Origin of the sequence: Micromonospora sp. CA-244673 (genome assembly GCF_050948395.1) — a bacterium.
Classification (GTDB): Bacteria; Actinomycetota; Actinomycetes; order Mycobacteriales; family Micromonosporaceae; genus Micromonospora.
In genome coordinates this window covers 3,320,189-3,346,703 of the sequence record NZ_CP192019.1, presented here as the reverse complement: position 1 = coordinate 3,346,703, position 26,515 = coordinate 3,320,189, and the positions used below count along the sequence as shown (strand labels likewise).

Below are 26,515 nucleotides of genomic sequence, written 5' to 3'. Positions count from 1 at the left end.
TCACCGGGCACCGGGCTGTCGGAGCTTGACAACCTGCCCCAGATTCGAGGAACGATAGCCCGCCAGCGCGACCTCCAGGGCGCGCACGCCGTCCTGCCCCGTTGCACAGGGGTCCTCAATCACGCCTGCATGCACCGACGCGAGGAACGCCTCGATCATCGCTTGATCGGCGTCCTCGGCGAACGAGGCCTGACGCAGGCCCCGCGGACTGCCCTCGCGCGCGCTGACGACGTTCAGCGCCTCGGCCCCGTCGGTTATCTCCAGCGAGCCCTCGGTGCCGACCAGGCGGAGGTAGAAGTCGTAGTCGTACGGGTGATCCGCCGGCACCGACCAGCTCGGGTCGATGCTGCCGACCGCGCCGTTCTCCAGGCGCAACGAGACCACCGCGACGTCGTCGACGTCGAGGTTCCAGAGCAGCGACCCGGTCTCGGCCGACACCTCGGTCACCTCGAGCCCGCTGACGTGCCGCATCACATCGGTGACGTGGACGGAGTGGTCGATGAGTGCACCTCCGCCGGCGGCCACCGGGTCGGTGATCCAGCCGGGGTACGCCGGGGGCAGCGGCGGGCGGCCGCGGTTACCACCGACCAGGCCGATCAGATCGCCCAACCGGCCGTCGCGGACCGCCGCACGCGCCCGCTCGACCATGGGCAGAAAGCGGGACACGAACGGCAGGTGCAGCTGCACGCCCGCGGCCGCGCAGGCGGCGACCATCGCCTCGCCGTCCTCGACCGTCGTGGCGATCGGTTTCTCGCACAGGACGTGCTTGCCGTGGGCGGCGGCGAGCTCGACGTGGACACGATGCTCGTCGTTGGCGCTGCACACCAGCACGGCATCCACCTCGGGCGAGGCCAGCAGCGCCTCGGCGTCGCCGGTGAGTGGTACGCCGAAATCCTGGTGGATCCAGCGGGTGTGCTCGGGCTGGGGATCGTACACGCCCACGATGCAGGCGTTCGGCGACTCGGTGAGCGCCCGCGAGTAGGCCCACGCGTGGCCCATGTGCGCCGCGCCGAGGATGCCGACGCCGACCGGCTTGCGGCTCATCAGAGCTCCCACGTGGTCAGGTCGATCGTCCGGTCGGTACGGGCCGATTCGAGGGCGGCGAGTGCCGTGCGCAGCGACTCGACCGCCTCGACGGCGGGCACCGGCGGGGGTCCGCCGTCGCGGCACGCCTGGAAGAACGCGCTCAGCTCGTGGGTGAACTCGCGGTCGCCGAGCACGTCCCACCACTCCGGGTCACCTTCGTGGGCGTGCAGTACGCCGCCCATCATGTGGTCGTAGTCCCACGACAGCCGGCCCTCGGTGCCGGTGATCTCCGCCCGGAGCTTGAAGCCGCGCGAGGCCGGGTGCGCCCAGCTGCACTCGATGTGGGCGATGGCGCCGTTCTCGTAGCGGACCGTCGTCAGGGTGTAGGTCAGCGGGCCCGCGCCGCTGTCGGCGGCCATGCAGTGCACGCGGACGGCGGGACTGCCGATAACCCACCGGGCGTAGTCGAAACTGTGCACGGCCTGGTCGAGCAGCGGCCCACCGGATGTCGCGGGGTCGGCGAGCCATCCCCCCTCGCTCCACCCCGGTAGCGAGGTCGTCGTCGAGTGGCTGAGCATGCGGACGAGCCCGATGTCGCCCGACGCCACCAGGTCGCGGGCGAGCCGGTGGTCCGGGCCGTAGCGGGCCACCTGCCCGATCGAGAGCAGGCCCGGCGCGGCCTCGGCGGCGGCGAGGACGCGGCGCGCCTCGTCCATGGTGCGCGTGATCGGCTTCTCACACAGCACGTGCCGGCCCGCCCGGAGGGCGGCGATCGTGGCATCGGCATGGGCGGTCGGCGGCGTGCAGATGTCGACGACGTCGACGCCGAGGTCGAGCAGCGCGTAGAGGTCCGGCACGATCTTCGCGCCGTGCCGGTCGGCGATCCGCTCGGCCTTGCCCGGCACCGGATCGGCAACCGCGGCCAGCCGCACGCCCGGGCATTCGCGATAGGCGTGGGCGTGGACGCCGGCGATCATGCCGGCGCCGAGCAGGCCGACCTTCAGCTCGCCGGTCATCGCGCCCGGACCGGGATGGACGGCGCCTCCGTGTGGAGGTCGGGCCCGAAGAACAGGAACAGCACGAGGTCCTCCCGTCCGGTGTTGGCGACCTCGTGCTCGCGGGTCGCGGCATCGTGGGTGACCACCAGTTCGTCGCGGCCCGGCTCGCCGCCGCGCACCTCGTGTCCGGCGAGCGTGCCGTCACCGGTCCAGGCGAAGACGCTGTAGACGCCGGGCTCGCGCAGCCGGTGGATCCCGCCCGGCGGGACGACGAGGCGCTTTCCGGCGTACTTGCTGGTGTTGTAGAAGACCCAGGTCTCCTCGCCGTCGCCGTCCGCGCCGGCGACGGGCTGCGGGCTCAGGTGGCGGTTCTCGTAGAACCATGGGTCGCCGTTGACCTCCCAGTCCACGAAGCCGAGCGGGAACCGCTCTTCGTGCTCCTCGCGGTCGCGCGGGCGGACGTCCTTGAACAGCAGGTCCTTGGAGATGATCCGGCCGGCGTTCAACGCCTGGAACATCGACAGGACGTCGGAGTCCTCCTGCAACTCGAGGGTGAGTGCCGTGCCGGGGGCGTGCAGCACGCCGGACGGCACGTGGAATCCCTCGCCGGCGACCTGCAGCTCCGCGCGGGCATGCCGAAGGATCAGGTCGCTGTTCCAGTCGACGAGGTAGGGCAACAGCACTTCGTGCGCCGACTGCTCCGCGATCCACGGGTGCACGCCGAAGAACGTCTCCGGGTGCGCGCCCGGGTCGACACCCGGCAGGAAGTGGTAGGACTCGTCCTTGGCGTTGCGCCCGACCAACGACGCGAACTCTTGGGGCGGATGGATGTGGTAGGGCAGCCGGTAGGCGTAGTCGAAGATCTTCGCCAGCCGCCCCAGTCCTGCGGGGTGCGAGGCGGCGTACGCCGCGCCCAGGATCGCCGCCGGGTCGGCGGCCAGGGCGTCGCGCAGCAGGAGCCGCTCACCGTGCTCCCCCACGACGTGGCTGAGCCCCTCGTCGTCGGGCCCGACGCGGTTGTCCGCCTTCGTCGTCGAGGCGAGCCACCGCTCGCAGATCGCGCCCCGCTCCCCGACGTCGTAGGCGTTATCGGGAAGGCCCAGCCGCCGCCCCGGCGGCAGGAAGTCGCGCGCGACCCACGCCGGCTCACACCTCAGCACGCCGTTCCCGGTTTCGAGCAGCCGGGTGAGCACGTCGCGGCCTCCACCCGGATTCGCCGTCGCCACGATCAGCCCTTCACACCGGTGAGGGCGATGCCCTGCACGAACTTCCGCTGGAAGACGAGGAACACGATGATCATCGGCAGGGTCGCGATCACCGACCCGGCGAAGAGCAAGGTCCAGGACGTGCGGTTCTGCACCACGAACAGGGCGAGCCCCACGGGCGCGGTGATCTTTTCGGGGCTGGACAGGATGATCAGGGGCCAGAAGAAGTCCTCCCACGCCCCCTGGAAGGTGAAGATCGCGTTTGCCGCCAGCGCCGGCGCGCACAGTGGCAGCACGACGGACCAGAAGATCCGGAATTCGCTCGCCCCGTCGATACGGGAGGCCTCAAGCAGTTCGTCGGGAATCGAGAGCATGTACTGACGGATGAGGAAGATGCCGAACGCCGACACGATCCCGGGCATGATCAGACCCCAATAGGAGTCCAGCCAGCCGTGCCCGCCGTTGCCCATCCAGTCGTTGCCGCCGAAGAACGGGATGTGCTTGATGATCAGGTAGTTCGGGATGAGCGTGACCTGGCCGGGAACCATCATCGTCGCCAGGAAGAGCATGAAGATCACGTTGCGGCCGGGGAACCGGCGCTTGGCGAAGCAGTAGGCGCACAGGGCGTTGAAGAAGGTCTGCAGCACGGTGATCGCGATCGCGACGAAGGCACTGTTCACGAACCACCGCCAGTCACCGTGTCCCTGGCCCTGCTGGGCCTTGGTGAGGTGACCGACATTTAAGAAGCCCTTGTAGCCCTCCAGGGTCGGGTCCTTCGGGACCCAGTGCGGCGACGTGGAGAAGATCTCCCCCATCGGCTGGAACGACGCGCTGATCAGCCACGCGAACGGGGCCACGAACAAGATCGCGAGCGGGGCGAGCACCAGGTAGGTGACCGCCTTCTGGTGCCACGTGAACCGGTTGACCCCGTTCCGCGGCGACCTTCGGGCCGGTGCAGCGGGCTCCGGCGCTGTCTCACGCAGGTCGGCTCCTGCGACGACGCCGCTCATGCGTCGTACCCCTGCCGCATCAGGCGCAGCTGGAGCGCGGTGAACGCGAGCAGCATGAGGAAGAGCGCGAAGGCCAGGGTGCTGGCGTAGCCCATGTCGAAGTACTTGAACGCCCAGAGATACATGTAGTAGACCATCGTCGTCGTCTTGTTGACCGGTCCGCCGCTGGTCATCACGAAGATCTGGGTGAAGACCTGCAGCGAGCTGATGATCCCCATGACGGCCAGGAACAGGGTGGTGGGCCGGAGCATGGGGATCGTGATGTACCGCAGGCGTTGCCACACGCCGGCACCGTCGATGCGGGCCGACTCGTAGAGCTCACTGGGGATCGCCTGCAGTCCGGCGAGGTAAACCACCATCGAAAAGCCGGTGCCCGCCCACACGCTCATCAGGACGACCGCCGGCATCGCGAGGTTCTTGTCCGACAGCCACAGCAAGGGGGCGTCGATGAGGTGCGCCTGCAGCAGGTAGTGGTTGAGCAGCCCGTAGTCACCGTTGTAGAGCCACTTCCAGAGGATGGCGGAGACCACGAACGGGGTGACGACCGGAAGGTAGAACATCGCCCGGAACAGGCCGCGCATCCGCAGCGGCAGGTTGAGCAGAAGCGCCAGCAGCAGTCCGATCGCCATCGACAGCGGGACGGAGGCGCCGCTGAAGTAGATGGTGTTCAGCACCGACCCGGTGAACCGCTCGTCCTGGATCATGTCGCGATAGTTGTCCAGGCCGACGAACGGCCGGTCCGGCTCGATGATGCTCCACCGGTGGAAGGTCAGGTAGACGGCGAAGATCAGGGCGGCCAGGGTGAAGACCGAGAAGATCAGCATGCCGGGCAGCAGGAAGACGTACGCCGACCGTTCCGACCAGACCCGGGCTGCGACGCCGCGCCGCCTCCCGTGCGGGGTCTCGCGTCTGATGTGTGGCCGGGCCCATCGCCCGCGGGCCTTCACACCGACCGCGTCCGTCTCGGGCCGCCCCAGCGACCGTGCCGTCGCCATCACCGTCTCCTTTCCTCCGTGCGTCACCGGGCCGGTCCGGCCCGGTGACGCATCGCCGGTGCAGTGGCCGCTTCGTCAGCGGGCCAGGATCGCCCGGCCCTGCTCGGCGGCGTTGTCCAGCGCCTGTGCGGCGGTCTGGTCGCCGTAGATGGCCTTGCCGAGTTCCTCGTTGAGGATGGTCTCGATCCGCGGGTACTTCGGGTTGGAGACCGTGCTCGCGACGCCGCACGACATCAGGTCGGCGAAGGGCTTGAGGACCGGCTTCTCCTTGGCGAGGTCGGGGCTGCCGAGCAGCGACTTCGTCGGAGGCAGCAGCGTACCCTCGGTCTTGTACGTCCAGTTGGCCAGGTTGTCGGGCCGCGAGAGGAACTCCATCCACAGCCACGCGGCGTCGGAGACCTTCGTCTTGTTGAACATCACCAGCGAGTCTCCGGCGATGGTGGTCTTGCACCCGGCGACCCCGTCGGGAAGCGGTGCCGCCGCCCACTTGCCCGTGAGCTTGGGGTACTCGTCCGCGAGGGTGCCGGCGAACCAGGCGCCCGCCACGTACATCGCCACGTCGCCCTTCGCGAACGCCACCCGGCCGTCGTAGGAGTTGGAGTTGAGGTAGTCCCGCGGGGAGTACTTGGCAAGGTTCACGTAGAACTCGGCCGCCGTCTTGCCCTGCGCGCTGTCGAAGGCGACGTCCTTGCCGTCCTCGGTCAGCGCGTCGCCACCGGCCTGGTAGAGCCAGGGGTACCAGTAGTACGCCGACTCCGAGGCGAACATCTCGAAGCCGTACTTGCCGTTCGCCGTGAGCTTCTCTGCGGCGGCCTTGAACTCGTCCCAGGTCTTCGGCGGGCCCTCGATCCCGGCCTCCTTGAAGCGGTCGGTCCGGTAGAACAGACCGGTCGTCTCGCCGTCGAACGGCAGTCCCCACATCTTGTCGTTCCAGGTGACGAACGTCTTGAAGCCGTCGACGTAGTTGTCCGGCTTCACGATCTCGCTGCGCTCCATGTAGTTGCCGAGGTCGACGAGCGCCCCTCTGGCGGCGTAGTCGCTGGTGTCGCTTGCGTTGATGTAGGCGACGTCCGGGGCGGTGTTGCCGGCGATGCGGGTGCTGAGCACCTGCTGCGCCTGTTCCGCGGGGGCGTTCTCGAATTTGATCGTGATGTTCGGGTGCTGCTTGTGGAACTCGTCGGCCATCTGCTTCATCTGCGGTTCGTTGCCGACCCAGGAGAAGAACGTCACCGTCTGTGGCGAGGTCGGGTCCGTCACCGGACCTGCGCCCTTGCCGACGCCGGTGCTCGGCTCCTTCCCATCGCTTCCGCACGACGCGACGCTCAGCGATGACGCGAGCGCCAACGCAACGATTGCCGCAGTCTTCCTGGACCTATGGAACCTCACGACGCCTGCTCCCTACTACTCGCTCGGTGGAAGTTGCGGAGCCCTGAACGGATGCAAATCGATTGGCTACATGGCGGGCAGTGTCGCCAAGGGACCGGGCATTTGTCAACGGATTCGGGTGGCCTCCGTCACATTGTGACGGCCCCGAGACCCCTCGCGCGGGTGCGTGTCCAGCCGAGCGGTCTGATGGAGCGGTACCGTACCGGCGGCGGTAGGCACGACCGAAGTGCGAGAGGCTGTTGAAGCCGGCGGCGTGACACACCTCGGTCACGGACAACGGGGTCGACGCGAGCAGAGACCGGGCGAACCGCAGACGGCGCTCCTGCAGGTAGAGCTGGAAGGACGAGCCGGTGTACGCCCGGAACCGCTCGCTGAAGTAGTTCGACGACAAGTGCGCCCGCCGGGCGGCGTCGGCGAGCGAGATCGGCTCGCGAAAGTGCCGGTCGATGAAGCGGACCGCGGCTCGCAGTTCATCGGACACGCCGAGGCGGTGGTGGGCGACCGCGGCCTCGACCGGTTGGCGCCGCGCGAGCTCGACCACCAGGCATCCTACGAGCGCCTCGACCAGTCGTGCGCTGCCCAGCCGTGGCTTTTCGAACTCGGCCTGGAGCCGGCGCAGGTCGACTTCCGCATCGAGAAAGTCGTCGGTCTGCCACGGGAGGTCCCCGACCGATGGCGGCCCCAGCCCGCCGAACTGTCGTTCCATGAGCCCCGGGTCGATGACGGTGTTGTAGCAGGCGAGCGGCTCTTGACCGACCGCCCGGATGGCGTGGAAGTCCGCGGGCGACAGCAGGAAGGCACTTCCCCTGCCAATGGGTCGCGGGACACCGTTTACCACGTGCTCAGCCGCTCCTGAGACCACCAGGCACAGTTCGTAGTAGTCGTGCCAGTGCACGTCGACGGTGTTAAGCCGTGGGCGCATCACCCGCGCACCGCTGTCGGGAAGGAGCAGCGACTCGCTGCGGAACCGCTCGACCAGGTCGGTCATGGAACGACCCCAAATCGTTTTGCGATGAGATCTCCCAGTAGGATACGGCCATGTTGAGGAGCGAGGCAGCGTCTGACCAACGCTCGCGCGTGACGATCGCGCAGGTCGCCAGCCGCGCCGGGGTGAGCCCCACCACCGTCTCCCACGTGTTGTCCGGCAAGCGCGCGGTCGCAGTCGCCACCCGAAGCACCGTGATAAAGGCGATCCGCGAACTCGGGTACCGGCCGAACATCGTGGCCCGCAACCTGCGGACCCGGCAGTCGCACATGATCGCGGTCGTCGTCCCCGATATCACCAACCCGTTCTACGCCGTGCTCACCCGAGGCCTGGCGGACGCCGTCGACGCCGCCGGGCACGGAACGTACGTCTGCAACACCGACGGCCAGCACGACCGAGAGCGCAGGTTCTTCCAGGACGCCATGGACCGCGGAGTGGACGGCATCGTCTTCGCCTCCGGCGAGACCGCGTCGCAGGTCACGTTCGGGGAGGCCGACAAGCAGACTCCCATCGTCTGCATCGGCGACCAACTCGACCATCCCCTCTGCGACGCGGTCATCCCCGACGATGAGACCGGCTCTCGCGCTGCCGGCTCCTTCCTGGCCTCGCGCGGCTACCAGCGGATCGCAATGATCCAGGGCCCGTCTCACTACGGCGCGTCGCGCACGGCGGGCTTCCGTTCGGCGATGCAGGCCGCGAAGCGGAAGGTCCCCGCCGAACGGATGGTGCGCGGAGACTGGACCCGCAAGGGAGGCTACGAGGCCATGAAGACGCTCATGGCGCTCGAGGTCCGACCCGATGCCGTCTTCTGCGCGAACGACCTGATGGCGATCGGAGCGCTCGACGTGGCCCACGAGCTCCGACTCTCCGTCCCGCAGGACGTGGCCATCGTGGGCTTCGACGACGTCGACGCCGCCACTATCGTGACACCGCGGCTGACCACGGTCCGCAACCCGGCGTACGAGGCCGGCGGCACAGCCGGCGACCTGCTGATGAGCCGGATGTCGGGCCGCTACACCGGTGCCGGACGGACCGTCGTGCTGCCCTGCCCGCTGATCGAGGGCGGAACCGCCTGAGCGGCGACCGACCACAGTCACGGCTCCGGGAACGTCACGACCGCCTTGACGAACCCATCAGGCTTCTCGCGCAGCGTGGCGAAGGCGCTGTTTATCTCCTCGAGCGGGAAGCGGTGGCTGACGAGGCCGTCCATCGAGAGCACGCCGCCGGCCAGGAGGCGCATGCCGACCGACATGCCGCGCATGATCACCGCAACGTCACGGAAGTGAGCGTTGACGACCTTGAACGCCATCCAGTTCCAGTAGGCCAGCGGGATGGTGCGATCGGCGCCCTGATGGAAGCCGACGATCGCGATGGTGCCGCTCATCCGGGTGGTGTCACCGCACACCGTGAGGGCGCGTTGAGTGCCTGTGCACTCGAACGCGACATCGGCGCCGCGCCCGCCAGTGAGGGACCGTACGACGTCGGGCAGCGACTCCTTCGTCACGTCAACGGTCCGCGTGGCGCCGAGCCCCACAGCGCGCTCCAGGGCGTCCGCGCGCGCGTCGGCCACGATCAGCTGCCGCGGGCCGCGCAGGGCGGCGAGCTTCTGCACCAGGTTCCCCATGAATCCGGCCCCGATGATGACCACGTCGTCGCCCAGGCGGACGTCCGCGGCCTCGACGGCGTTGACGGCGCAGGCGATCGGCTCCGCGAGCGCCTCGTCGAGCCGGCCGTCGCCCGCCGGGAAGCAGTACGCCGCGCGCACGGCGACGTACTCCGCGAAGCCGCGCTCGGTGACCCAGACGCCGACCCGGTCCCCGGCCGCCGGCACGGTCACCTCGGCGCCGACCTCGACGACCACGCCGCTGACCTCGTGGCCCGGGTACTGGGCCTCCCCCACCCGCGGACCGGTCAGCCACGGCTCGAGCTCCGACGCGCACACGCCCGAGGCCACGACGCGGACTAGCACCTCATCCGGCTCGATCGACGGAACCGGGGCCTCCTCGACCTCGAAGGTCTCGCGCCCACGCAGCGCCGCGATCCTCACAGCGCCTCACCATCGTGGAAGACCACGATCGCGTATACGCCCAGCGAGTCGAGGCGCACGACGTGCGCACCCTTTTCGCGGACCACCTCCAGCGGCGTTCGCGTCCCGTCGCTCGCCACCACGGTCGCGTGCTGCCGGTCTTTCGGTAGCCGCACGCGGAGCGGGACATCGGTGAGCGTGCGCACCGCGTCGACCTCGCGGTCGTAGTCGTAGTTGACCAGGTGCAGCGCGTAGGAGCCGTCGGCCAGGTGCTGGAGGTTCGCGGCGGCCGACACCGTGGTCTCGACCTGCCGCCCGTGCGGAAGCAGCTCATCGAGCACGTCACGGCGCGCGGTGCGGACACCTCGGTGTTGTGGGAGGGAGCTTGCCACCCGGTCGGTGACGACGACCGTCCCGCCGGCCACGAGGTATCCCTCGACGGCAGCGACCTGCCCCTCGGTCAGGGCGAAGACGTCCGGCAGGATCACGGTCGAGTACCGCAGGAGCGCCTCGGTGCTCGAGCGGTCCGCAGCGGTGACGCCGTCCGGCCAGATCACCACGTCGTAGGGCACCGCGGCGTCTGACAGCGTCTTCGTCACGACGCGATACGGCACCACCACCGACTCATCGCGCGCGTTGGTGGTGTTGTCGCCGTCGTCCGCCTTGCCGATCAGCTCGCGCGTGCTCTCGACGCTGAAGACGACCGCGATGTCGTTGGCGGTCCGGCGCGCGAACAGCTGCTCGTGGTCGGCCAGGAACGCCTGGATCTCGCTGGCGAGCTCGTGGGGCGCGTAGAACGAGTCCTCGATGACACTGCCCATCCACGAACCGTAGGGCACCGACATGTTCGAGCCCATCGCCGCCGCCTCGAACAGCGAGAGCCGGAACAGGTCGTACCCCTTGCCCTTCCCGAGCAGGTCGATCAGCTCCGGAACAACGCCGCCGTACGGGTTCTCGACCACTACGACATCCTTGTCACCGGCGAACGCCGCGACGTACCGGTACCAGTCCGGCTGGCGGTACGTCGTGTTCCGCATCTCCGTGATGACCAGATCGACGTCGTCGGCGAGGGCGAGGTACATCGGCTCGAGATTGAAGAAGTTGCCGGAGACGATGATCTCGCGGCCGCGCGACCGCGCGTACTCGCGGGCGTAGTCGGCGAGCTCGGCGAAATACCTCTTGATCGACAGGCACTGGAAGGCGTAGTAGTCGCCGAACAGCGGCGTCGACTCGCGGTCCGACGTGAAGTCGTAGCCCTGCGCGAGCAGCCAGTCGCCGTAGTGGAAGGTCTCGAGGTCGACCCCGTCGAGCACGAGGTCCACCTCCGAGGGCTTCAACCCTTGGAGGTGGGCGCGGAACCCTTTCATGCAGTCCTTGCAGAAGCAGGCGCCGTACTGGAATGCACCCATCGGCAGCTCGGCCTCGTCGAGCTGGATCCCGTCGACACCGGCATCGACCTGGATCCTGATCACTGCCTTGAGGTACTCGCGCCAGACCGGGTTGTTGCGGTCCATGTAGAAGCACTGGTGCTCGCGATCCGGACACTCCACCCAGTGCGCATGGCAGGGCCGGCCGTGGATATCGCGTGCCACGCACTCCTCGATCAGGTCGGTGACCGGGTCGCCGTCGGAGTTCACCAGGCCGCCGGGGAAGTAGTGTTCGATCGGCTTCCAGAGCTTCGGGTAGCGGTTGGACGAGAACTCGCGCAGCCCCATCCAGTCGCGTTTTCCCACGCCGCGCAGCTCATTGAGGGCGAGGACGGCGTCCTCCTGGTCGGTCAGCTCGACCGGGAACTCCCAGCCCTGGGCCTCGAAGATGATGCCCAGCACCTTGATGCCACGCTCGTGGCAGGCAGCGATGAACTCGCTGTCGTTGACGAAGCCGTAGAAGCGTGAGCGGGCGTCGACCGGGCCGGTCGCCTCCTGCTCGAGGTACGGCAGGGCCAGTGAGCCACCGCCCATGGCAGACCACACCAGCACGGTGGCGCGGTAGTCGACGAGCTCGTCGACCATTCGCAGGCGGCGGGGCGGGAGACTCGGGTGGTAGCAGTGCTGGCGGGGGAACCAGGCATCGAAGTAGACGCCGCGGTGCATGGGCGAGGCCCTCCTGGGCGGTCGGTCAGACGTGGACGTGCGGGGCGAGGGTGCGGTGTGCGATGGTCAGGCCTTGGCGGACGCGGCCGGGGTCACCGCTCCAGACCGGGTCCTCGTGCTCGACGGAGACGGCGCCTTCGTACCCGTGCTGGTGGAGCGCGTCGATCAGTCGCGGCCAGTCGACCTCGCCGAGGCCGGGGATGCGGTAGCGCCACCACCCGCTCTTCCAGGGCTGCTTGTCGAGCACCTGTCCGAACACCCCGTAGCGGTTGCGGGCGGCGGCGTGCACCTCGACGTCCTTGGCCTGAACGTGCAGGATCCGGTCGGCGTGCGCCTCGAGGGCCGCCAGTGGGTCGATGCCGAGCCAAACCAGGTGCGAGGGGTCGTAGTTGAGCCACAGCCCGAGGTCGGCCATCCAGCCCCAGAGCTCGGGCGAGTACGCGAGGTTGGCCGGATAGCCGTCGGGATGCCAGCCCTCCATCGGGCAGTTCTCGATCACGAGGCGTACGTCGCGGGCCGCGGCGTACTCGACCAGCGGCGGCAGCACCTGCTCGGCCAGCCGGAGGTTCTCGGCCACCGTGAGCGTCCCGTCGCGGCCGACGAAGGTGCCGACCAGGCGCACGCCGAGCAGGTGGGCGGCGTCGATGCACCGGCGCAGGTGCTCGTGCGTCGCCTCGCGGACCTCCGGGTTCTCATGCAGGTTGTTCTCGTAGTACGCGACCGCCGACAGGGTCAGGCCGTGCCGGTCGAGGATCGCGGCGACCCTGTCGGCGTCGGCCTGCCCGAATGCCTCGACGTTCAGGTGGCTGGCCTCCCAGTCGCGGCCGGGCCGGTCGGGCCAGGCGGCGACCTCGAGGGCGGCGTACCCGTGGCCGCCGGCCCACCGGGCGATGTCCTCGAGCGACTCGCCGGGCAGGCAGGCGGTCAGAAGTCCCAGTTTCATGAGAGAACCTCAGGCGCGGGCGGGTGCGTTCGCGTAGTCGTTGCCGGCGAGGTCGACCCCTCGGGCCAGCCAGATCTTCCATCCTTCGTTCTGTGGGACGCCCTGCATCTTCACCGAGCTCGGGAAGTACCGCATGGTGTAGCCGGTGCGACGGGTGGCGCTGGTGTTGGCTCGGGCGCCGTGGACGATCCGGCCGTCATGCATCGAGAACTCGCCGCGCTGCAACTCGAAGTACACGGCCTTCGCCTCGTCCACACCGGCGATTTCGGCGTGGAAGGTCTGCCCGGTCATGTCGGTGGGCAGGTAGTTGTCCGAGAACCCACCGTCCAGGTGCGAGCCCGGAATGACCCGCATGCAGCCGTTCTCCTTGAATGAGCCGCCCTCGAGGGCGAGCCAGATCGTAACGATGTTGTCGTAGTCGTCGAAGCGGCCCTCCCAGTACGCGCTGTCCTCGTGCCAGGGGGTGGCCCGGCCGGTGAAGGGGTCCTTCGAGATGAAGTGACTCGACCAGAGGGCAATGTTGGGGCCGACCAGCGGCTCGACCCAGTCGAGGACCTCGTCGGAGAGCAGGTAATCCAGCAGCCGCCCGTCGTGGTAGTGCGGCGTGTCGAGCTCGTCGGAGAGCTTGTCGCCCCTGGCTTCGAGGTGCTCGTTGAAGATCAGCTCGAGCCGCGAGAGGCGATCCTCCGACAGCAGTTGGCGGCCGGGCAACAGATAGCCGTTCTCGCGGAAGAACGCCACATCGGCGTCGGTCAGGGTCTCGGTCATCGCGGCGGCGCCTTTCCAGGTACGGGTGTGTTCGGGGATCAGGGGCGTAGACGACGCTACGGCGCGGCGACCGGGGCCACGACACCTATCTTCGGCTGGGCTCGACTTATCCTCCGGATGCCGTCGCGCCCGACGCCGTCCGGGGCGTGATCAGCTGTTCTCCAAGGCACGGATGATCTCGATGAAGAGCTCCATGTCCTGCACGTAGTCTTCCGGACTCGTCTTGGGCGTCGCACCTGTGGTGATCGCCTCGTGGAAGTGCTCGAGCTCGTAGGTGTAGGGGTCCTTGAGGTGTGGTCGCCGCACGGATCGCTCGTAGGAGTCGCCGTCGGTGAGTTCCAGATGCAGCGTCGTCGGGAAGTGCCGGACGTAGGGCGTGTCGTACACCACCTTCATCGTGCCGCTCGCGCCGTACACCTCGATGTAGGTGTCGTAACGCAGCTGGTCGTCCACCCCTGTCTCGTAGGTGACGACGAAGTCGCCGTAGTCGAGGAGCGCGACGACGTATCCACCGTTGCGCCACATCTTCGCCGCCGAGACCTCCTTCGGGCGACCGAGCAGCTCCCGCATCGCGGAGAGGTCGTGGCTGCCGAGGCCGCAGAGCAACCCGTAGGTCCACTCCAGCTCCTGGGGAACGTCGCCCAGCGCCTCTTTCACGAGCGCCGAGCGGCGCGCCCACTTCTCGTTGACCGCCTCGTCCGGGACGTCATCCGGCCGGTCGACGTACGACGTCTGGTCGACGATCAGCCGGTTTTCGCCGATCACGTCGTGGACACGCACGTAGCGGATCGGGCCGAGCTCGGGCAGCTTCTCGACCGCCTCGGTGAACGCCGGTGCGAAACGCCGCATGTAGGCGACCATCACGGTCTTCCCCGACCGGTCGCGCGCCGCGATGATCTCCTGTGCCTCGCGGGGGCTGAGACACATCGGCTTCTCGACCAGTACGTCGAGACCCGCGTCGAGCGCCGCGACCGTGCAGTCCGCGTGGTACTCGTCGCTGTTGAGCACGATCACGCAGTCCAGGCCGCCGGCGGCGAGCATCTCGCGGAAGTCGGTGTAGCGGTGCTCGACCCGATAGCGAGCGCCCAGACGCTCCAGCAGGCCGGGCGAGATGTCACAGATCGCCGCGAGCTCGTAGCGGTCGGGCAATGACTCGAGGACGGGCAGGTGGATGACCTGGGCGACCTCGCCCAGTCCGATCACGCCGACGCGCAGCTTGCTCAAGTGTGTACCTCTCAGTAGTGGGTGGCCGGTAAGGGCGACCGGTCAGCGGCCTGGAACGAGCGCGGCGTCGAGCGACGCTGCAGGCGGCCCGGTCGCCGCCGGTGAGCGCACGCACGGGTCCTCCCGTCGGCCATTGGTCAGACTGCGGTCCACCCGGCGCCCCCTGCCGAGGATCGCTCAACGGCGTCCAGCACCCGCTGGACCTGGAGGCCGTCGGCGAACGACGGCGTCGGCGGTGTGCCGGCTGCGACATCGCGCACGAAGTCGGCGATCTCATGCACGAACGTGTGCTCGTAGCCCAGGCCGTGGCCGGGCGGCCACCAGACGCCGGTGTAGGGATGGTCGGGCTCGGTGACCAGGATCCGGCGGAACGCGGCGTCACGGGAACGCGCGGTGCCGTCGTACACGTGCAGCTCGTTCATCGACTCGAAGTCGAAGGCGATGCTGCCGGCCGAGCCGTTCAGCTCGATCCGCATGGCGTTCTTGCGCCCGGTGGCGAACCGGGTCGCCTCGTAGGTCGCGAGCGCGCCGCCGTCGGTACGCCCGAAGAACACCGCGGCGTCGTCGACGGTGACCTCGCCGGTCTCGACGCCGCCGCTCGCACTCAGCCCGGACGTCGCCTGTGCGACGGGACGGCGCTCGACGAAGCGGGTGAGGTGGCCCGAGACCTCGGTCAGGCGCTGACCGGTGAGGAACTGGGAGATGTCGACGACATGTGCGCCGATGTCGCCGAGCGCGCCGGATCCGGCCTTGTCCTTCTGCAGTCGCCAGACCAGCGGGAACTCCGGGTCCACAATCCAGTCCTGCAGGTAGTGAGCACGAATGTGGCGAACCGTGCCCACGGCGCCTTCCTCGATGAGCCGCCTTGCGTAGGCGAGCGCCGGTGTACGCCGGTAGTTGAATCCGACGGAGGACAGGACGCCTTGCGCTTGTGCCGCCTCGGCCGCGGCGTTCATCTTCTCTGCCTCGGCGACGGTGTTCGCCAGCGGCTTCTCGCACAGAACGTGCTTCCCGGCCTCCAGGGCCGCGACGGCGATATCGGCGTGCGTGTCGCCGGGCGTGCAGATGTCGACGACCTGAACATCGTCCCGGTCGAGTACCTGCCGCCAGTCCGTCGTCCAGTCCGCCCACCCCATCTTGTCGGCGGCCGCCCTGGTGGCGGACTCGGTGCGGCCGCAGATCACGCTCATCGCCGGGTTGACTGGCAGGTCGAAGAACCGGTGCGCGGTGCGCCAACCCTGAGAGTGAGCGGCACCCATGAACGCGTAGCCGATCATCGCTACCCCGAGCTCGGACCGCGGGCCGCCGGGCTGATGCGCGCTCATGATCTCTCCTCCGGGCCGGTGCAAATCGGTTTGCTAAGCGAACACGCTAAGGCGTGCGCACCTTCCGGGTCAACGCAGCCGAGCGATCAGACGGGCGGTCGGTTCCGTGCCGTGAACGCCACAGCGCGGCGTACGCGCCGAGTTCGGTGACGCGCCTGCCTTCGACCACTGCGACCCGATAGGCGGCGCGCGCGGTGTGCAGGTAGTGGGCGATGGCGATCACCGTACGGCCCTGGAGCTGGGCGACGAGGGACCGCTCGGTGCGCCGTGCCGTGGTCGGATCGATCAGGGAGGTGGCTTCGTCCAAGACCACGGTGTGCGGATCGGCCAGACCACGCGAGCCAGCGCCAGTTGCAGCGCCTTCGACGCATCTCGCCCGGGCCGTGCTGGGTGTCCAGGCCCTCGGGTAGCTCCGCCGCCCAGTCCGCCCCGGCCCGCGACCAGGGCCGCGCGGCTCGCTGCGTCGGCCGTGCCCGCTGCCGGGCATCGCCAGGTTCTCCCGCAGCGAGCCGATGAACACGTGGTGTTCCTGCGTCACCAGGACAATACGTCGGCCCGGTTCCGCGGGGGAAGTTTCGCCACCGCGACGCCGCCGATCCGTACGCTACCGGCTCGGCCCCCGCTCCGACGAGGGTGCCGGGCAGCGGCTCGACGGCCCGCGGGTACTGAGGTACTGCAGCCCGGCGGTGTCGTACGGCGCATCGCCCGGTACGGCGCGCAGTACGCCCTCGGTGAGTCCGCACGGCGCGGACCAGGCTCAACTCGCTCGCGGGTACCTCGTGACAGCTTCCCCTGACGACAGGCCGGCCACCACGTCGACCGACACGCTCACGGCAGAGCAGCCATCCGCTCGAGGAACAGCTCCCGGAAGGCACGCGCGTCCACCGCTGTCGCGATCCGGCAGTTGGGCTCGGGTGGGTTCTCCCACATCAGGAGGTCGGCCACCGCCACCCCGCGCGTGACCTGGCCGGCCGTTTCGATGGCGACGTGCGCCTCGGTCCAGGTGACCAGATCCGGACGGGTGACCACCGCGACGGCGAGTGGGTCGTGCAACGCACAGCTGCCCTGCTCGATCGCCTCTCGCGGCTTGACCCGCTCCTGGAAGTCGATCCAGGCCTCGGTATGGCGTGCGGCGATACGGCCGAACTCCCCTTCAGACGCCAGTGCTCGGGCGTCCTCGCGGCTCAGCCGCACCTGACGGGTCACGTCGAGCCCGACGAACCGCAGGCGCGCGCCGCTCTCGCAGACCGCCTGGGCCGCCTCCGGGTCGCACCAGAAGTTGTACTCACCCGGCATCGCCGCGACGTTCGTCTGCCCGAGGAACACCCCACCCATGACGACGACCTCGCGGACCGCGCCGGCGACCCCCGGCGCGAGCGCGAGCGCGCGTGCGACATTGGTCAGCGGTCCGATCGCGACGATGCTCAACTGCCCTGGCTCGGAAAGCACCCGACGCGCGATCTCCTGGGCTGCGACGACATCGGCCGGGGCACCCTGCACCACGGGCACGTCGCCGCGGCCGAGCACCTCGAGCAGCTCACGAGTCAGCCGGGTCGAGGTCACGACGTCGCTGTTGCCACCGACCGTCGTGACCAGCTCGACGCGGAGACCCGGGTCGGCCAGGGCCAGCGCGAGCGCGAAGCCGTCGTCGATGTCCGATCCCGGTGCCCCCATAGCCAGGTCCGTGTCGACGATGATCCGAATGGGCTCCCCGGTCAGCGGCTCGCCCACAGCAGCCCCCTCTCGGTCAGTGTCCTCACATCGGGGTGGTCGAGGTCCTCCAGCTTGTGGCCGATCGTCGAGACGAAGACCCTGCCCTTCCCCCACTGGCGAGTCCATACCGCGGGGCAGGTCAGCTCCTCCCGCCACGGGGTGTCGTCACGCACGCCGAACGTGGTCGTGGCGAGCACATCGTTCAGCTCGTCGGTGAGCACCCAGTACTGCTCGGTGTTCAGCTCCCACCGGTCCAGGCCCTGGACGATCTGATGCCCGCGCCGCTCCGGCACGACGACCACCTCGTACTCGACGAAGCCGCCGGGGTGCGCGGCCCATTGCCCGCCCGTGAGATGTAGGTAGTCGGGCGAGCCGCGAAAGGAGTCGCAGATGCCACCGTGCCAGCCCGCGAGACCGGTGCCGCCCGCGACCGCGACGGACAGCCCGAGTACCTGTTCGACGGTGGCGACGCCCTGGGTGTAGCACTGCACGACGAGATCGGTTGCTGCGAGCTTCTCGCCGTCGGCGTACACCTCGGGGCTCTCGTGCACCTCGACGGCGTAGCCGTGCTCCTCGAGGAACGGGATGAACCGCTCGGTCGCCGCGACCGGGCTGTGCCCCTCCCAGCCACCCCGGACGACAAGGGCCTGACGGGTGCGCCCACTGTCCATGCTTCTCCTTGGTGTGAGGTCCGATCGGCACACTAGCCAATCGATTTGCAGAACGCCAGGGATGTGCCGGCGTGACCACCTTCGAGGAACCCGGGTTTGCCGCCGTCGAGGCGTGGGTGTCCGACCTCCGCCGCTCGTTTCGGCGCACCAGCACGACATGCCGCCGACGCTGGTGCGGAGCGAGGCCACCGGCGAGCGGGAGGTGCTGTTGAGCAGCGCCGACCCGGGCATCGAGAGCGTGCGCGCGGCTGTGGGCACCACCGAGGCGGTGACGTGGTCAGCACCCGACGAGCTGCACCTGCAGGGCCCGCTCGACCTGCCGCGAGGCGACGCGCCGTACCCGCTGGTCGTCCACCCGCACGGCGGTCCAGTCGGCGCCTACCAGGACGGCTGAATCGGACGCGACCTCGACACCACGACCCTGGCGCGCGGCTACGCCGCTACCTGCACCCAGTCTGCGGGATACGGCGGCATAGAAAGACGTTCTGCGTGTCGATGCAGGACGTGGGAACGTCCCCCTGATGCGCTTGTCGGGCTTGGTGTCCCATCGCAGGAGGAGGACGTTCATGGGTAACGGTAGCGGTGTGTCCCGGGGTGATCGCAACCGCAACGCCCGGATTGTTCGGCTGCGGGCGTTGGTGCCGGTGACCAACGCGATCGTGGGCATCGACTTGGCCGACGCGAAGCAGATGGTCGTCGTCACTGATCACGACTCGAAAGTGTTGGCCCGTAAGACGTTCCGCTGCCGGGCCTGGAATCTCGGGGCAGCGTTGGACTGGGCCGCCGAGCGGGCCGCGGCGAAAGGGTGGGCGGGGGTGACGGTGGCGTGCGAGCCGACCGGGCACCGCTGGCGGGTCCTCGGCCAGCTCGCTGCGGATCGGGCGATGCCGTTCGTGTGCGTGCAGCCGATGCTGACCTCGTGGGCGCGGCGCAGCGAGGACCTGACTTCGGACAAAACCGATGAGAAGGACGCTGTGCTGATCGCTCGGCTGACCGCGCAGCTGCGCTGCTACGTGCCGGAGTCGATCGATGAGACCTGGGGACGGCTGCGGCATCTGGGCGCCCGGCGCGACCAGCTCATCATCGAGATGGTCAGCCAGGTCCAGCAGATACGCGCCCTGCTCGAGTGTGTCTGGCCCGCCGCGCTCGACACCGCCAAGCAGCCGTTTCGCTCCCGCACCTGGGCTGCAGCGATGACGGTTATCTGCGATCGTGACGGCGGTGACCTCACCCGCACCCGACGCCTCGGTGCGGCCCGATTCGAGCAGGCCGTGCGCCGTGAGATCACCCGCCGCGGCGGGTGCAAACCCTCGCTGCGCATCCTGCGGCACCTGTTCACCGCGTTGACCGACCCCACCGGGGTGGCCGCCCACCGGCCCGGTGCGCTGGAGCGGGTCGCGTTCCTGTTGCAGGACTGGCAGGCCGCCGCCGACAAGCTCACCGACACCGAGACCCGGATGACCGACGTCCTCGACGAGCTCAAGCTGACCGATCTGGCCACCTCCATCCCCGGCCTATCCGCGGTTGGCGCGGCGGCGATCCTCGCCGAGACCGGTGACCCGAACCGGTTCGCGACCGCCCGCGCCCTGGTCAAGCACGCCGGCCTCGCACCGCGGGAGAAACTGTCCGGGACGTTCGTCGGCCGCACCAAACTCACCGGCCAGGGCCGGCCCGCGCTGCGTCTGGCCGCGTGGCGGGCGGTCTGGGGTGCCCAGCGCAGCAACGCCGTTTATGCCGCCCGCTACCAGCATCTGACCACCCGGGAGACCAACAAGCTCACGGCGACCCAAGCCCAGACCGTCATCGCCGCGGCGATCCTGCGCCAGTTGCACGCCGTCATCACCACCGGACGAGAGTGGAACGCCGACATCGCCACCTACGGCAGCCACCACCGCAGGCAGGTGGCTTTAGCCGCCTGATTCTTCGTCGCGGCGTTCAAGCTGACGGCCGGGGCGAGCCCTACGCGGCATTGAGACACGCACTGTGATCTCGCCTGTCATCATGGGCAGCCCCGGCCCGTCGTCTCATCAACCCGATTACACGTTGCTGGGGACCAACCCCATCACCGCTATGCAGGGACAGACGACGGCCGAGGCACCGACCAGAAGCTTGACACAAAACGACTTACGCTGATGACAGGATGGTCGGACCTAAACCAGCCTGCTCAGCCTTGGGGGCGGAGTCTCAATGCGTAAGCCGTTTGACGATGATCCCGCCATCGGGGCCGACGGCGCGGATATCGCCAGCGTCGAGGCGCTGCGCGCCGCTGAACGGCGTCTTCAACGTGCCCAACTGTCCTCCGATGTCGCGGCGTTGGATCGGTTGATCGACGACCGGCTCGTGTTCACCGGACCTGATGGCCGCCTCTACTCCAAGCAGGACGACCTGCACGCGCACCGATCCGGCCAGCAGACAATGAACCGCGTGGACGAGGAGGACCTGGCGGTGCTCGTCGCTGGCGGCACCGGGGTGACGTGGTTCCTTGGCACGCTGGAAGGCACCCTTGCCGGCGAGCCATTTCTCGCCCGGGTCCGCTACACGCGGACATGGATCCTCGACGAGGACAAGGGCTGGCGCCTACTTGCGGCACACGTTAGCCCCGCCAACCGAGACACCGTCGCGCACGGATGACCGGACGATAGCTGGCCACCAGGCGCGGCGGATGGGGGTCTTCTGCTGGCTCGGCCTTCGCCCGCGCTGGCCTGTTAGTTGAGGTGGCCAGGGCCGACGTGGTTCCTTCGCAGGCGGCCGCAGGGTGCCGCCCGCGAGGAGTTCCGCGTGGTGTGGCTGTCAGCGGTGGCGGCGGAGGAGGAGGCGTAGGGCGATCGCCGCTTGGGCGGGGACGACGCCGTTGCCGAGGACGCGCAACGCGCCGGTGCGTGGGAGATTGAGCCTGGGGTCGGTGACCCAGTGGGCGGGCAGGCCCATCAGCCATTCCACGAACGGCGGTGCGAGCACGGGCTTGCCGTGCTGAGCGCACTGGACCTGCCAGCACTGCTCCGCCGCTGGCAGGTCCGCCTCACCTTGTCCGTCCTCGTCGAGGTCACCGCTACCGGCCGTGAGGACGCCTTCGACGCCGCCGAAGCAGCCGTCGAAACGGCCCTCACCGCCGCGGACGTGGGAGCGCGGTTCGAGTGGGACGGCAGCGAGCGCGACGGCGCCGACGCCGGCGATGTGGACCCGACCGCCGACGAACCGGCCGAGCTGGGGTGAGCGCAAGATCTTGTGTTGCGGTCAACCCCGCCTGACCAGTGCGGACGTCATTGTCGGCACAAGCAGGGCTGCTCCGAGCTCCCCCAGCGCCACATCGGGCAGGTCATCGGCGTCGCCCGAGCCCGGGCGACCCTCCGCGCCATGCACGCGTATCCCGACCGGGTCCGAATTCGATGTCGTCGGTCGGCGGCTTGTCGTCCATCTCCGCCATCGCGACCTCGATGCGCTCGGCGCGGATCCGCGCATCGCGTCGTTCGCGTCGTTCCGCGATCTCCTCGCTCGGCTGACGTGGGCGCCCGTGCCCGTTGCGGCTCATAGCGAGTGAGAGTCGCATCTCGGGGATAGTTCTTCAAGAGTCAACGGCTCGACAAGCCTCGCCGCCCAGGGCGCCGGGGCCGGAGCCCAGTCGACCAGCGGTCCGGTTCCACGTTGTTCGGCCACCCTGATGTCTGCCAACCGTTCGCCCCCTCTGGCTATGGTCGGTCACCGCACCACGGAAGGTCTGCGCGAATCGAGGCAGCTCCGGATACGTCTTGAGCGGCGTGCGGAGAAGCGCCGACGCGACCGGGACGAAGGTGTCTCATGAGGCCTGAACGGTGCGCTGACCGGATTGGCCGGCGAGCTGGATCCCGGGGTGTCCGCTCCGGCGCGGAAGGGGCACCCGGGGATCCGCACGGATCAGGAGGCGGTGCGGCGCAGGCCGGTGATCTGGAGGGCGGCGAATCCGGCGACCACCACCGCCTGTGCGATGACGAGCGCGACGCCGAGGGTGGTCAACGGGAACCAGCCGGCGATGAGCAGCTCGACGCTCGCGGCGACCCAGGCGATGTTGACGGCGATCACGACTGCCACGGCGGGTCGGCTCACCGTCGGCCTCGACGCGAGGAAGAGCAGGGCGGCCGCGAAGGCGACCAGGAAGGCGCCTACGGGGTAGAGAAGGCCGGCGGGAAGGCCGAACAGCCGGCCGAAGATCGCCGCGGCGGCGAGGTAGACGACGCCGTTGGCGCCTGAGCCGATCGCGTCCTGCTTGAGGGCGAAGCGGAGCAGCTTGGCGTCGTCGGTGGTCCGGACGGTGCTGGCGATGGTGGCCATCTCGAAGTCCCTTCGTGGTGCTGACGTGCGTCTGATCACGAAGCTACGGAGCTGGCGGCCATGCCGAATCCGTCATCGTGACGGTAGGTTGCCAGTCGTGCTGCACGGGCGGGCCGAGGAACAGGCGCAGATCGACCGGCTGGTGGACGGTGCCCGGGAAGGTCGCAGCGGCGCCCTGGTTCTCCGGGGTCCGGCGGGGATCGGCAAGTCGGTGCTGCTGGAGTACGCCGCGCTGCGGGCGACCGGCATGCGGGTGGTGCGCGGTGTCGGCATCGAGTCCGAGGCGGCGTTGCCGTTCGCCGCACTGCATCTGCTCCTGCGGACCGGGCTCGACCGGATCCACGCGCTGCCCGACGCGCAGGTGAGGGCGCTCGGCGCCGCCTTGGGGCTGCGCGACGCGCCACCGCAGAGCCGGTTCCTGGTGGGCCTGGCCACCCTCAGCCTCCTGTCGGAGCTGGCCGGGGACGGCGGGCTGCTCTGCCTCGTGGACGACGTGCAATGGTGCGACGAGGCGTCCGTGGACGCTCTGGTGTTCGCGGCGCGCCGGCTCGGGGCCGAGGGCGTCGCCATGGTCTTCGCCGCTCGTCCGGATCTCCCGGTCACCGGGCTTCCCGAACACCGTCTCGCCGGGCTCGACGACGAGGCGGCCGCCGCTCTGCTCCCCGCCGATCTTCCGCCGCAGGTCCGGGAGCGCCTCGTCGAGGAGTCGGCCGGTAACCCGCTGGCGCTCATGGAGCTGCCGGCCGCGCTGACTGCCGAACAGCGGGCTGGGCGGTTGTCGCCGGTGGGGGCGATGCCGGTGGCGGAGCGGATCCAGGAGGCCTTTCTCGCGCAGATGGCCGCGCTGCCCGAGGCCGCGCGCACCGCGCTCCTGGTCGCGGCGGCGGAAGGCTCCGGCGAACTCGCGACGCTGGTCGCCGCCGGCGCTCCGCTCGACGGTCTGGAAGCCGCCGAGCGGAGCCGGCTGATCGGGATCACCGGAACGGCCGTCGGTTTCCGTCATCCCCTCATCCGGGCGGCCGCGTACCAGAGCGCGTCGGTGAGTCGGCGCCTTGCCGTGCACCGGGCGCTCGCAGATGCGTTGAGCAGCTCGACCTCGCCCGACGCCGCCGACCGGCGCATTTGGCACTTGGCCGCCGCGGCGCTCGGTCCCGATGAGGGCGTCGCGGGGCAGCTGGAGGAGGCGGCGGGTCGGGCCCGTACCCGAGGCGGCCACGCCGCGGTGGCGGCCGCCTACCAGCGGGCCGCCGAGCTCACCGTCGATCCGGTACGCCGATCCGCCCGGCTGGCCGCGGCGGCGCTGGCCGCGAGCGACGCCGGTCTGACCGACCGCGCCGCCGCGCTCGCCGCAAGCGCCACGCCCGACGTGGACGACCCGGCGATGATCGTGGCGTTGACCCAGGTCCGCGCCCACCGCGAGGTCGAGCTGGGCACCCCGCTGGCCGCCGGCCGGATCATCCTCGACGCCGCCCTCCGGGTGGCGGCGCGCGACCCCGAGCAGGCGACCTGGCTGCTGGTGGAGGCGGTCCGCTGCGCCTGGTTCGCCGGCGACGCGCCACTGGCCGGACAGGCGGCGACGGCGCTGCACGAGCTGCCGGCGACCGGTTCGCCGCTGGTCGGCCAGGCGGTCGGGCTGGCCCGGCTGCTGGCCGGCGACCTCGCGGGTGGGCTGCCGCTCACCGGCGGCGCGCTGGACCCCTCCGGGCTCGCCGGGCTGGGCGTTCCGGGGCTGACCTTCACCGCCGGCACCGCGCTCGCGACGGGCCGCGCGGCCCTCTGCGAGGAACTCACCGAGCGGGTCGTGGCGGACTGCCGCAGGAGCGGGATGATCGGCTGGCTGGCGTTCGCCCTCCAGGACCAGGGGTTCGCGCAGGGGCTACAGGGCCGTTACGGGGAGGCGAGGGCGACCCTCGACGAGGGGCTGCGGCTGGCGACCGACCTGGGTCACGAGCACCGGGTCATCCACCTCACCTGCTGCCTCGCCTGGGTGCTCGCTCATCAGGAGGACGTGGCGGGGTGCCGCGCGAGGGCCGAGGACGGCGTCCGGCGGGCCGACGACCGCAAGCTCCTCCTCGCGACGACCCTCGGACGCTGGGCGCTCGGCCGGCTCGAACTCGGCCAGGGGAACGCGGATGCCGCGCTGGCGCAGTTGGAACGGATCCCGCCGACCGGGTTCGGGACGCTCGCCGCCGCCGATCTCGTCGAGGCGGCGGTCCGCAGTGGCCGGCCGGAGCGGGCCGGCGAGCCGCTGGAGCGCTACCTGACCTGGGCGCGGCATGTCCGTCAACCGGCCTCGGACGCGGTCGCCCTGCGCTGCCGGGCCATGATGGAGCAGGACGAGGCGCACTTCGTTGCCGCCGTCCGCGCCCACGACGGCGACGACCAGCCGTACGAGCAGGCGAGGACGCGGCTCGCCTACGGCGAGTGGCTGCGACGGGCCCGGAGGCGGGCGGATGCGCGCACGCAGCTCCGCGCCGCGCTGGAGGTCTTCGACCGGCTGGGCGCGGAGTCGTGGGCCCGGCGGGCCCGCACCGAGCTGCGCGCGACCGGGGACGTCCCGGCCGCGCCCCGCCGGGCTGGCGACCCGCTCAGCGTGCTCACCGCGCAGGAACGCGAGGTCGTGCGGCTGGCGGCCGCGGGCGCCTCTAACCGCGACATCGCCGCCCAGCTCTTCCTCAGCCCACGAACCGTGGGCTACCACCTCTACAAGGCGTTCCCCAAGCTAGGCATCACGTCGCGGGCTCAGCTGGCGACGCTGGCCGGGGCCGCGGCCGCCGAGTGACGACGGCCGCCCGCGGGAGCGGGCGGCGTCCGGGCCGATGTTCCTGGTGGGCGATACTGGATCTGAACTTTGCCGGTGGCGTCCTCTCGGGCGCGATCGGCGGCGTGAGCGCGAAGGCAAACGAGGGCACAGCCCGAGCAGCGGGCAGCCACGCCGGACGGTCGAGCTGTGGCGATAGATTCGACCTGTGACCGTGCCTGTCTTCTATGCGCGCCCGGAGCTCGTGGGCAGCACACTCAGCGTTCCACCCGCCCTGGCCGGCTGGGACTCGGCTGGGTCACCTGGCCAGGCTCGCTCCGCCGCGTTTGCCGCCGACGTCCTGGCGGCGATCGCCCCGAAGCTGCCCGTCACTCCGGAACCGCCGCGCTGCGCCTGGACATCGGGCTGCCGAACCTCGTGCCCCTGCTCGCGCTCAACGATCTCGACAACTACCTGTTTCCGCTCGTCCCGAGGCTGACCAAGGGCACCGGGCGGCAGTTCGCCTCGGTGTGGGCGACCAAACGGCATGCAGCGACGTCCTCGGTCGCGGTGTGCCAGACGCAAACTGTCCAGGATCCCGGCGGGTTGTACTCGCTGCAGGTACACACCACCGCGTCGGCTAGTACCAACGCCTACAAGCGGCAAATCCGCGACCAGATCACCGCCGCTCAACCACTTCCCGATGGCGCTATCGCCCTCCAGCTTGCGTTCGTGGTCGGGCCCCGCCGCGCCTGGCCGAACCTCTGGAAGGCCACGATCGACTCGCTCGGTTCAATCTTGGGCGTGATTCCGGTGCCGGCGAGTGGAACGCACGCGACGGCCGCATCACAGACCTTGGAGTGCACTGCGTCATCGACCCCGCCATGGGCAACCACGTCACCATCCGAGCCTGCCCAATTGGCAAGCAAGCAGCCCGCTGACGAGACGCTGAGCCGCATACGACCTGAGCTCGGTTCAGTGATCAACGGTCAGGCAACAGGCCGATGCCATAACGCCACGGGCACGGGCATAACGCACGGTACGGCAAGAGCGTGCAGGGGATCATTGTGACGGACCGCGCTGCCTTTGCCTTCTTCATCGC

The 26,515-nt window shown here is 69.6% G+C and carries 24 protein-coding genes; 7 read left to right on the top strand and 17 right to left on the bottom strand.

The genetic code is table 11. The features are described 5' to 3' along the window. The 7 genes from ACQP12_RS15555 to ACQP12_RS15525 all read right to left on the bottom strand — a co-directional run bounded on the left by ACQP12_RS15555 (position 1) and on the right by ACQP12_RS15525 (position 7,608). Positions 1-1,044 (bottom strand): Gfo/Idh/MocA family protein, encoded by a 1,044-nt coding sequence (locus ACQP12_RS15555; protein ID WP_433288647.1) that lies wholly within the window; start codon positions 1,042-1,044, stop codon positions 1-3. Then, complete coding sequence (locus ACQP12_RS15550; RefSeq protein WP_433288645.1) at positions 1,044-2,042, bottom strand: Gfo/Idh/MocA family protein; 999 nt, start codon at positions 2,040-2,042, stop codon at positions 1,044-1,046. Before ACQP12_RS15550 ends, ACQP12_RS15555 begins: the two co-directional genes overlap by 1 nt. Further along, positions 2,039-3,250, bottom strand: coding sequence for a hypothetical protein (locus ACQP12_RS15545; RefSeq protein WP_433288643.1), 1,212 nt, complete (start codon positions 3,248-3,250; stop codon positions 2,039-2,041). The genes ACQP12_RS15550 and ACQP12_RS15545 overlap by 4 nt, the downstream gene beginning before the upstream one ends. A gap of 2 nt (positions 3,251-3,252) precedes the next feature. Then, positions 3,253-4,113, bottom strand: a complete 861-nt coding sequence (locus ACQP12_RS15540; RefSeq protein ID WP_433288641.1) for a carbohydrate ABC transporter permease — start codon at positions 4,111-4,113, stop codon at positions 3,253-3,255. Between the two features lie 122 nt (positions 4,114-4,235). Then, positions 4,236-5,234: a carbohydrate ABC transporter permease gene (locus ACQP12_RS15535; protein WP_433288639.1), complete on the bottom strand. Its 999-nt coding sequence runs from the start codon at positions 5,232-5,234 to the stop codon at positions 4,236-4,238. A gap of 75 nt (positions 5,235-5,309) precedes the next feature. Further along, positions 5,310-6,491: an ABC transporter substrate-binding protein gene (locus ACQP12_RS15530; protein ID WP_433288637.1), complete on the bottom strand. Its 1,182-nt coding sequence runs from the start codon at positions 6,489-6,491 to the stop codon at positions 5,310-5,312. Positions 6,492-6,606: 115 nt separating this feature from the next. Then, on the bottom strand, positions 6,607-7,608 hold the full coding sequence (locus tag ACQP12_RS15525) for a helix-turn-helix domain-containing protein (RefSeq protein WP_433288635.1): 1,002 nt from the start codon (positions 7,606-7,608) through the stop codon (positions 6,607-6,609). Between the two features lie 89 nt (positions 7,609-7,697). On the opposite strand from ACQP12_RS15525, the gene ACQP12_RS15520 reads away from it, so the two are divergent. Continuing rightward, entirely contained in the window at positions 7,698-8,681 is a 984-nt protein-coding gene (locus tag ACQP12_RS15520; RefSeq protein ID WP_433288633.1) for a LacI family DNA-binding transcriptional regulator, read from the top strand. A 17-nt stretch (positions 8,682-8,698) separates the two neighbouring features. Here the strand turns inward: ACQP12_RS15520 and ACQP12_RS15515 are convergent, their stop codons facing one another. The 9 genes from ACQP12_RS15515 to ACQP12_RS15475 all read right to left on the bottom strand — a co-directional run bounded on the left by ACQP12_RS15515 (position 8,699) and on the right by ACQP12_RS15475 (position 18,368). Beyond that, positions 8,699-9,652 carry a zinc-binding dehydrogenase gene (locus tag ACQP12_RS15515; protein ID WP_433288631.1) on the bottom strand — a complete coding sequence of 318 codons (954 nt, stop codon included), beginning with the start codon at positions 9,650-9,652 and terminating at the stop codon, positions 8,699-8,701. Next, on the bottom strand, positions 9,649-11,724 hold the full coding sequence (locus ACQP12_RS15510; RefSeq protein WP_433288628.1) for a hypothetical protein: 2,076 nt from the start codon (positions 11,722-11,724) through the stop codon (positions 9,649-9,651). The genes ACQP12_RS15515 and ACQP12_RS15510 overlap by 4 nt, the downstream gene beginning before the upstream one ends. 25 nt (positions 11,725-11,749) lie before the next feature. After that, entirely contained in the window at positions 11,750-12,667 is a 918-nt protein-coding gene (locus tag ACQP12_RS15505) for a sugar phosphate isomerase/epimerase family protein (RefSeq protein WP_433288626.1), read from the bottom strand. A 9-nt stretch (positions 12,668-12,676) separates the two neighbouring features. After that, positions 12,677-13,435, bottom strand: a complete 759-nt coding sequence (locus tag ACQP12_RS15500; RefSeq protein ID WP_433288624.1) for a phytanoyl-CoA dioxygenase family protein — start codon at positions 13,433-13,435, stop codon at positions 12,677-12,679. Positions 13,436-13,585: 150 nt separating this feature from the next. Continuing rightward, positions 13,586-14,659, bottom strand: a complete 1,074-nt coding sequence (locus ACQP12_RS15495) for a Gfo/Idh/MocA family protein (protein ID WP_433288622.1) — start codon at positions 14,657-14,659, stop codon at positions 13,586-13,588. Between the two features lie 137 nt (positions 14,660-14,796). Beyond that, positions 14,797-15,984, bottom strand: a complete 1,188-nt coding sequence (locus ACQP12_RS15490; protein WP_433288620.1) for a Gfo/Idh/MocA family protein — start codon at positions 15,982-15,984, stop codon at positions 14,797-14,799. A gap of 46 nt (positions 15,985-16,030) precedes the next feature. Then, complete coding sequence (locus tag ACQP12_RS15485; RefSeq protein WP_433288618.1) at positions 16,031-16,291, bottom strand: hypothetical protein; 261 nt, start codon at positions 16,289-16,291, stop codon at positions 16,031-16,033. A 521-nt stretch (positions 16,292-16,812) separates the two neighbouring features. Next, positions 16,813-17,715 (bottom strand): nucleoside hydrolase, encoded by a 903-nt coding sequence (locus ACQP12_RS15480; RefSeq protein WP_433288616.1) that lies wholly within the window; start codon positions 17,713-17,715, stop codon positions 16,813-16,815. Next, entirely contained in the window at positions 17,700-18,368 is a 669-nt protein-coding gene (locus ACQP12_RS15475; RefSeq protein WP_433288614.1) for a ThuA domain-containing protein, read from the bottom strand. Before ACQP12_RS15475 ends, ACQP12_RS15480 begins: the two co-directional genes overlap by 16 nt. Before the next feature lie 157 nt (positions 18,369-18,525). Between ACQP12_RS15475 and ACQP12_RS15470 the strand changes: the two genes are divergently transcribed. The 4 genes from ACQP12_RS15470 to ACQP12_RS15455 all read left to right on the top strand — a co-directional run bounded on the left by ACQP12_RS15470 (position 18,526) and on the right by ACQP12_RS15455 (position 21,581). Further along, positions 18,526-18,762, top strand: coding sequence for a hypothetical protein (locus tag ACQP12_RS15470; protein WP_433288612.1), 237 nt, complete (start codon positions 18,526-18,528; stop codon positions 18,760-18,762). 250 nt (positions 18,763-19,012) lie between these two features. Next, positions 19,013-20,287 (top strand): IS110 family transposase, encoded by a 1,275-nt coding sequence (locus tag ACQP12_RS15465; RefSeq protein WP_433285491.1) that lies wholly within the window; start codon positions 19,013-19,015, stop codon positions 20,285-20,287. A gap of 268 nt (positions 20,288-20,555) precedes the next feature. Then, the gene (locus tag ACQP12_RS15460; protein WP_433288610.1) at positions 20,556-20,999 is read left to right on the top strand and encodes a nuclear transport factor 2 family protein; all 444 of its coding nucleotides are present in this window, start codon (positions 20,556-20,558) and stop codon (positions 20,997-20,999) included. A 201-nt stretch (positions 21,000-21,200) separates the two neighbouring features. Then, the gene (locus tag ACQP12_RS15455) at positions 21,201-21,581 is read left to right on the top strand and encodes a hypothetical protein (RefSeq protein ID WP_433288609.1); all 381 of its coding nucleotides are present in this window, start codon (positions 21,201-21,203) and stop codon (positions 21,579-21,581) included. Positions 21,582-22,259: 678 nt separating this feature from the next. Here the strand turns inward: ACQP12_RS15455 and ACQP12_RS15450 are convergent. After that, positions 22,260-22,673 carry a hypothetical protein gene (locus tag ACQP12_RS15450; protein ID WP_433288607.1) on the bottom strand — a complete coding sequence of 138 codons (414 nt, stop codon included), beginning with the start codon at positions 22,671-22,673 and terminating at the stop codon, positions 22,260-22,262. Between the two features lie 97 nt (positions 22,674-22,770). Here ACQP12_RS15450 and ACQP12_RS15445 point away from each other — a divergent pair, with 97 nt between their 5' ends. Both ACQP12_RS15445 and ACQP12_RS15440 read left to right on the top strand, forming a co-directional pair. Next, positions 22,771-25,455, top strand: a complete 2,685-nt coding sequence (locus ACQP12_RS15445) for an ATP-binding protein (protein ID WP_433288605.1) — start codon at positions 22,771-22,773, stop codon at positions 25,453-25,455. Positions 25,456-25,851: 396 nt separating this feature from the next. Next, positions 25,852-26,484 (top strand): hypothetical protein, encoded by a 633-nt coding sequence (locus ACQP12_RS15440; RefSeq protein ID WP_433288603.1) that lies wholly within the window; start codon positions 25,852-25,854, stop codon positions 26,482-26,484. Positions 26,485-26,515: the final 31 nt, after the last annotated feature.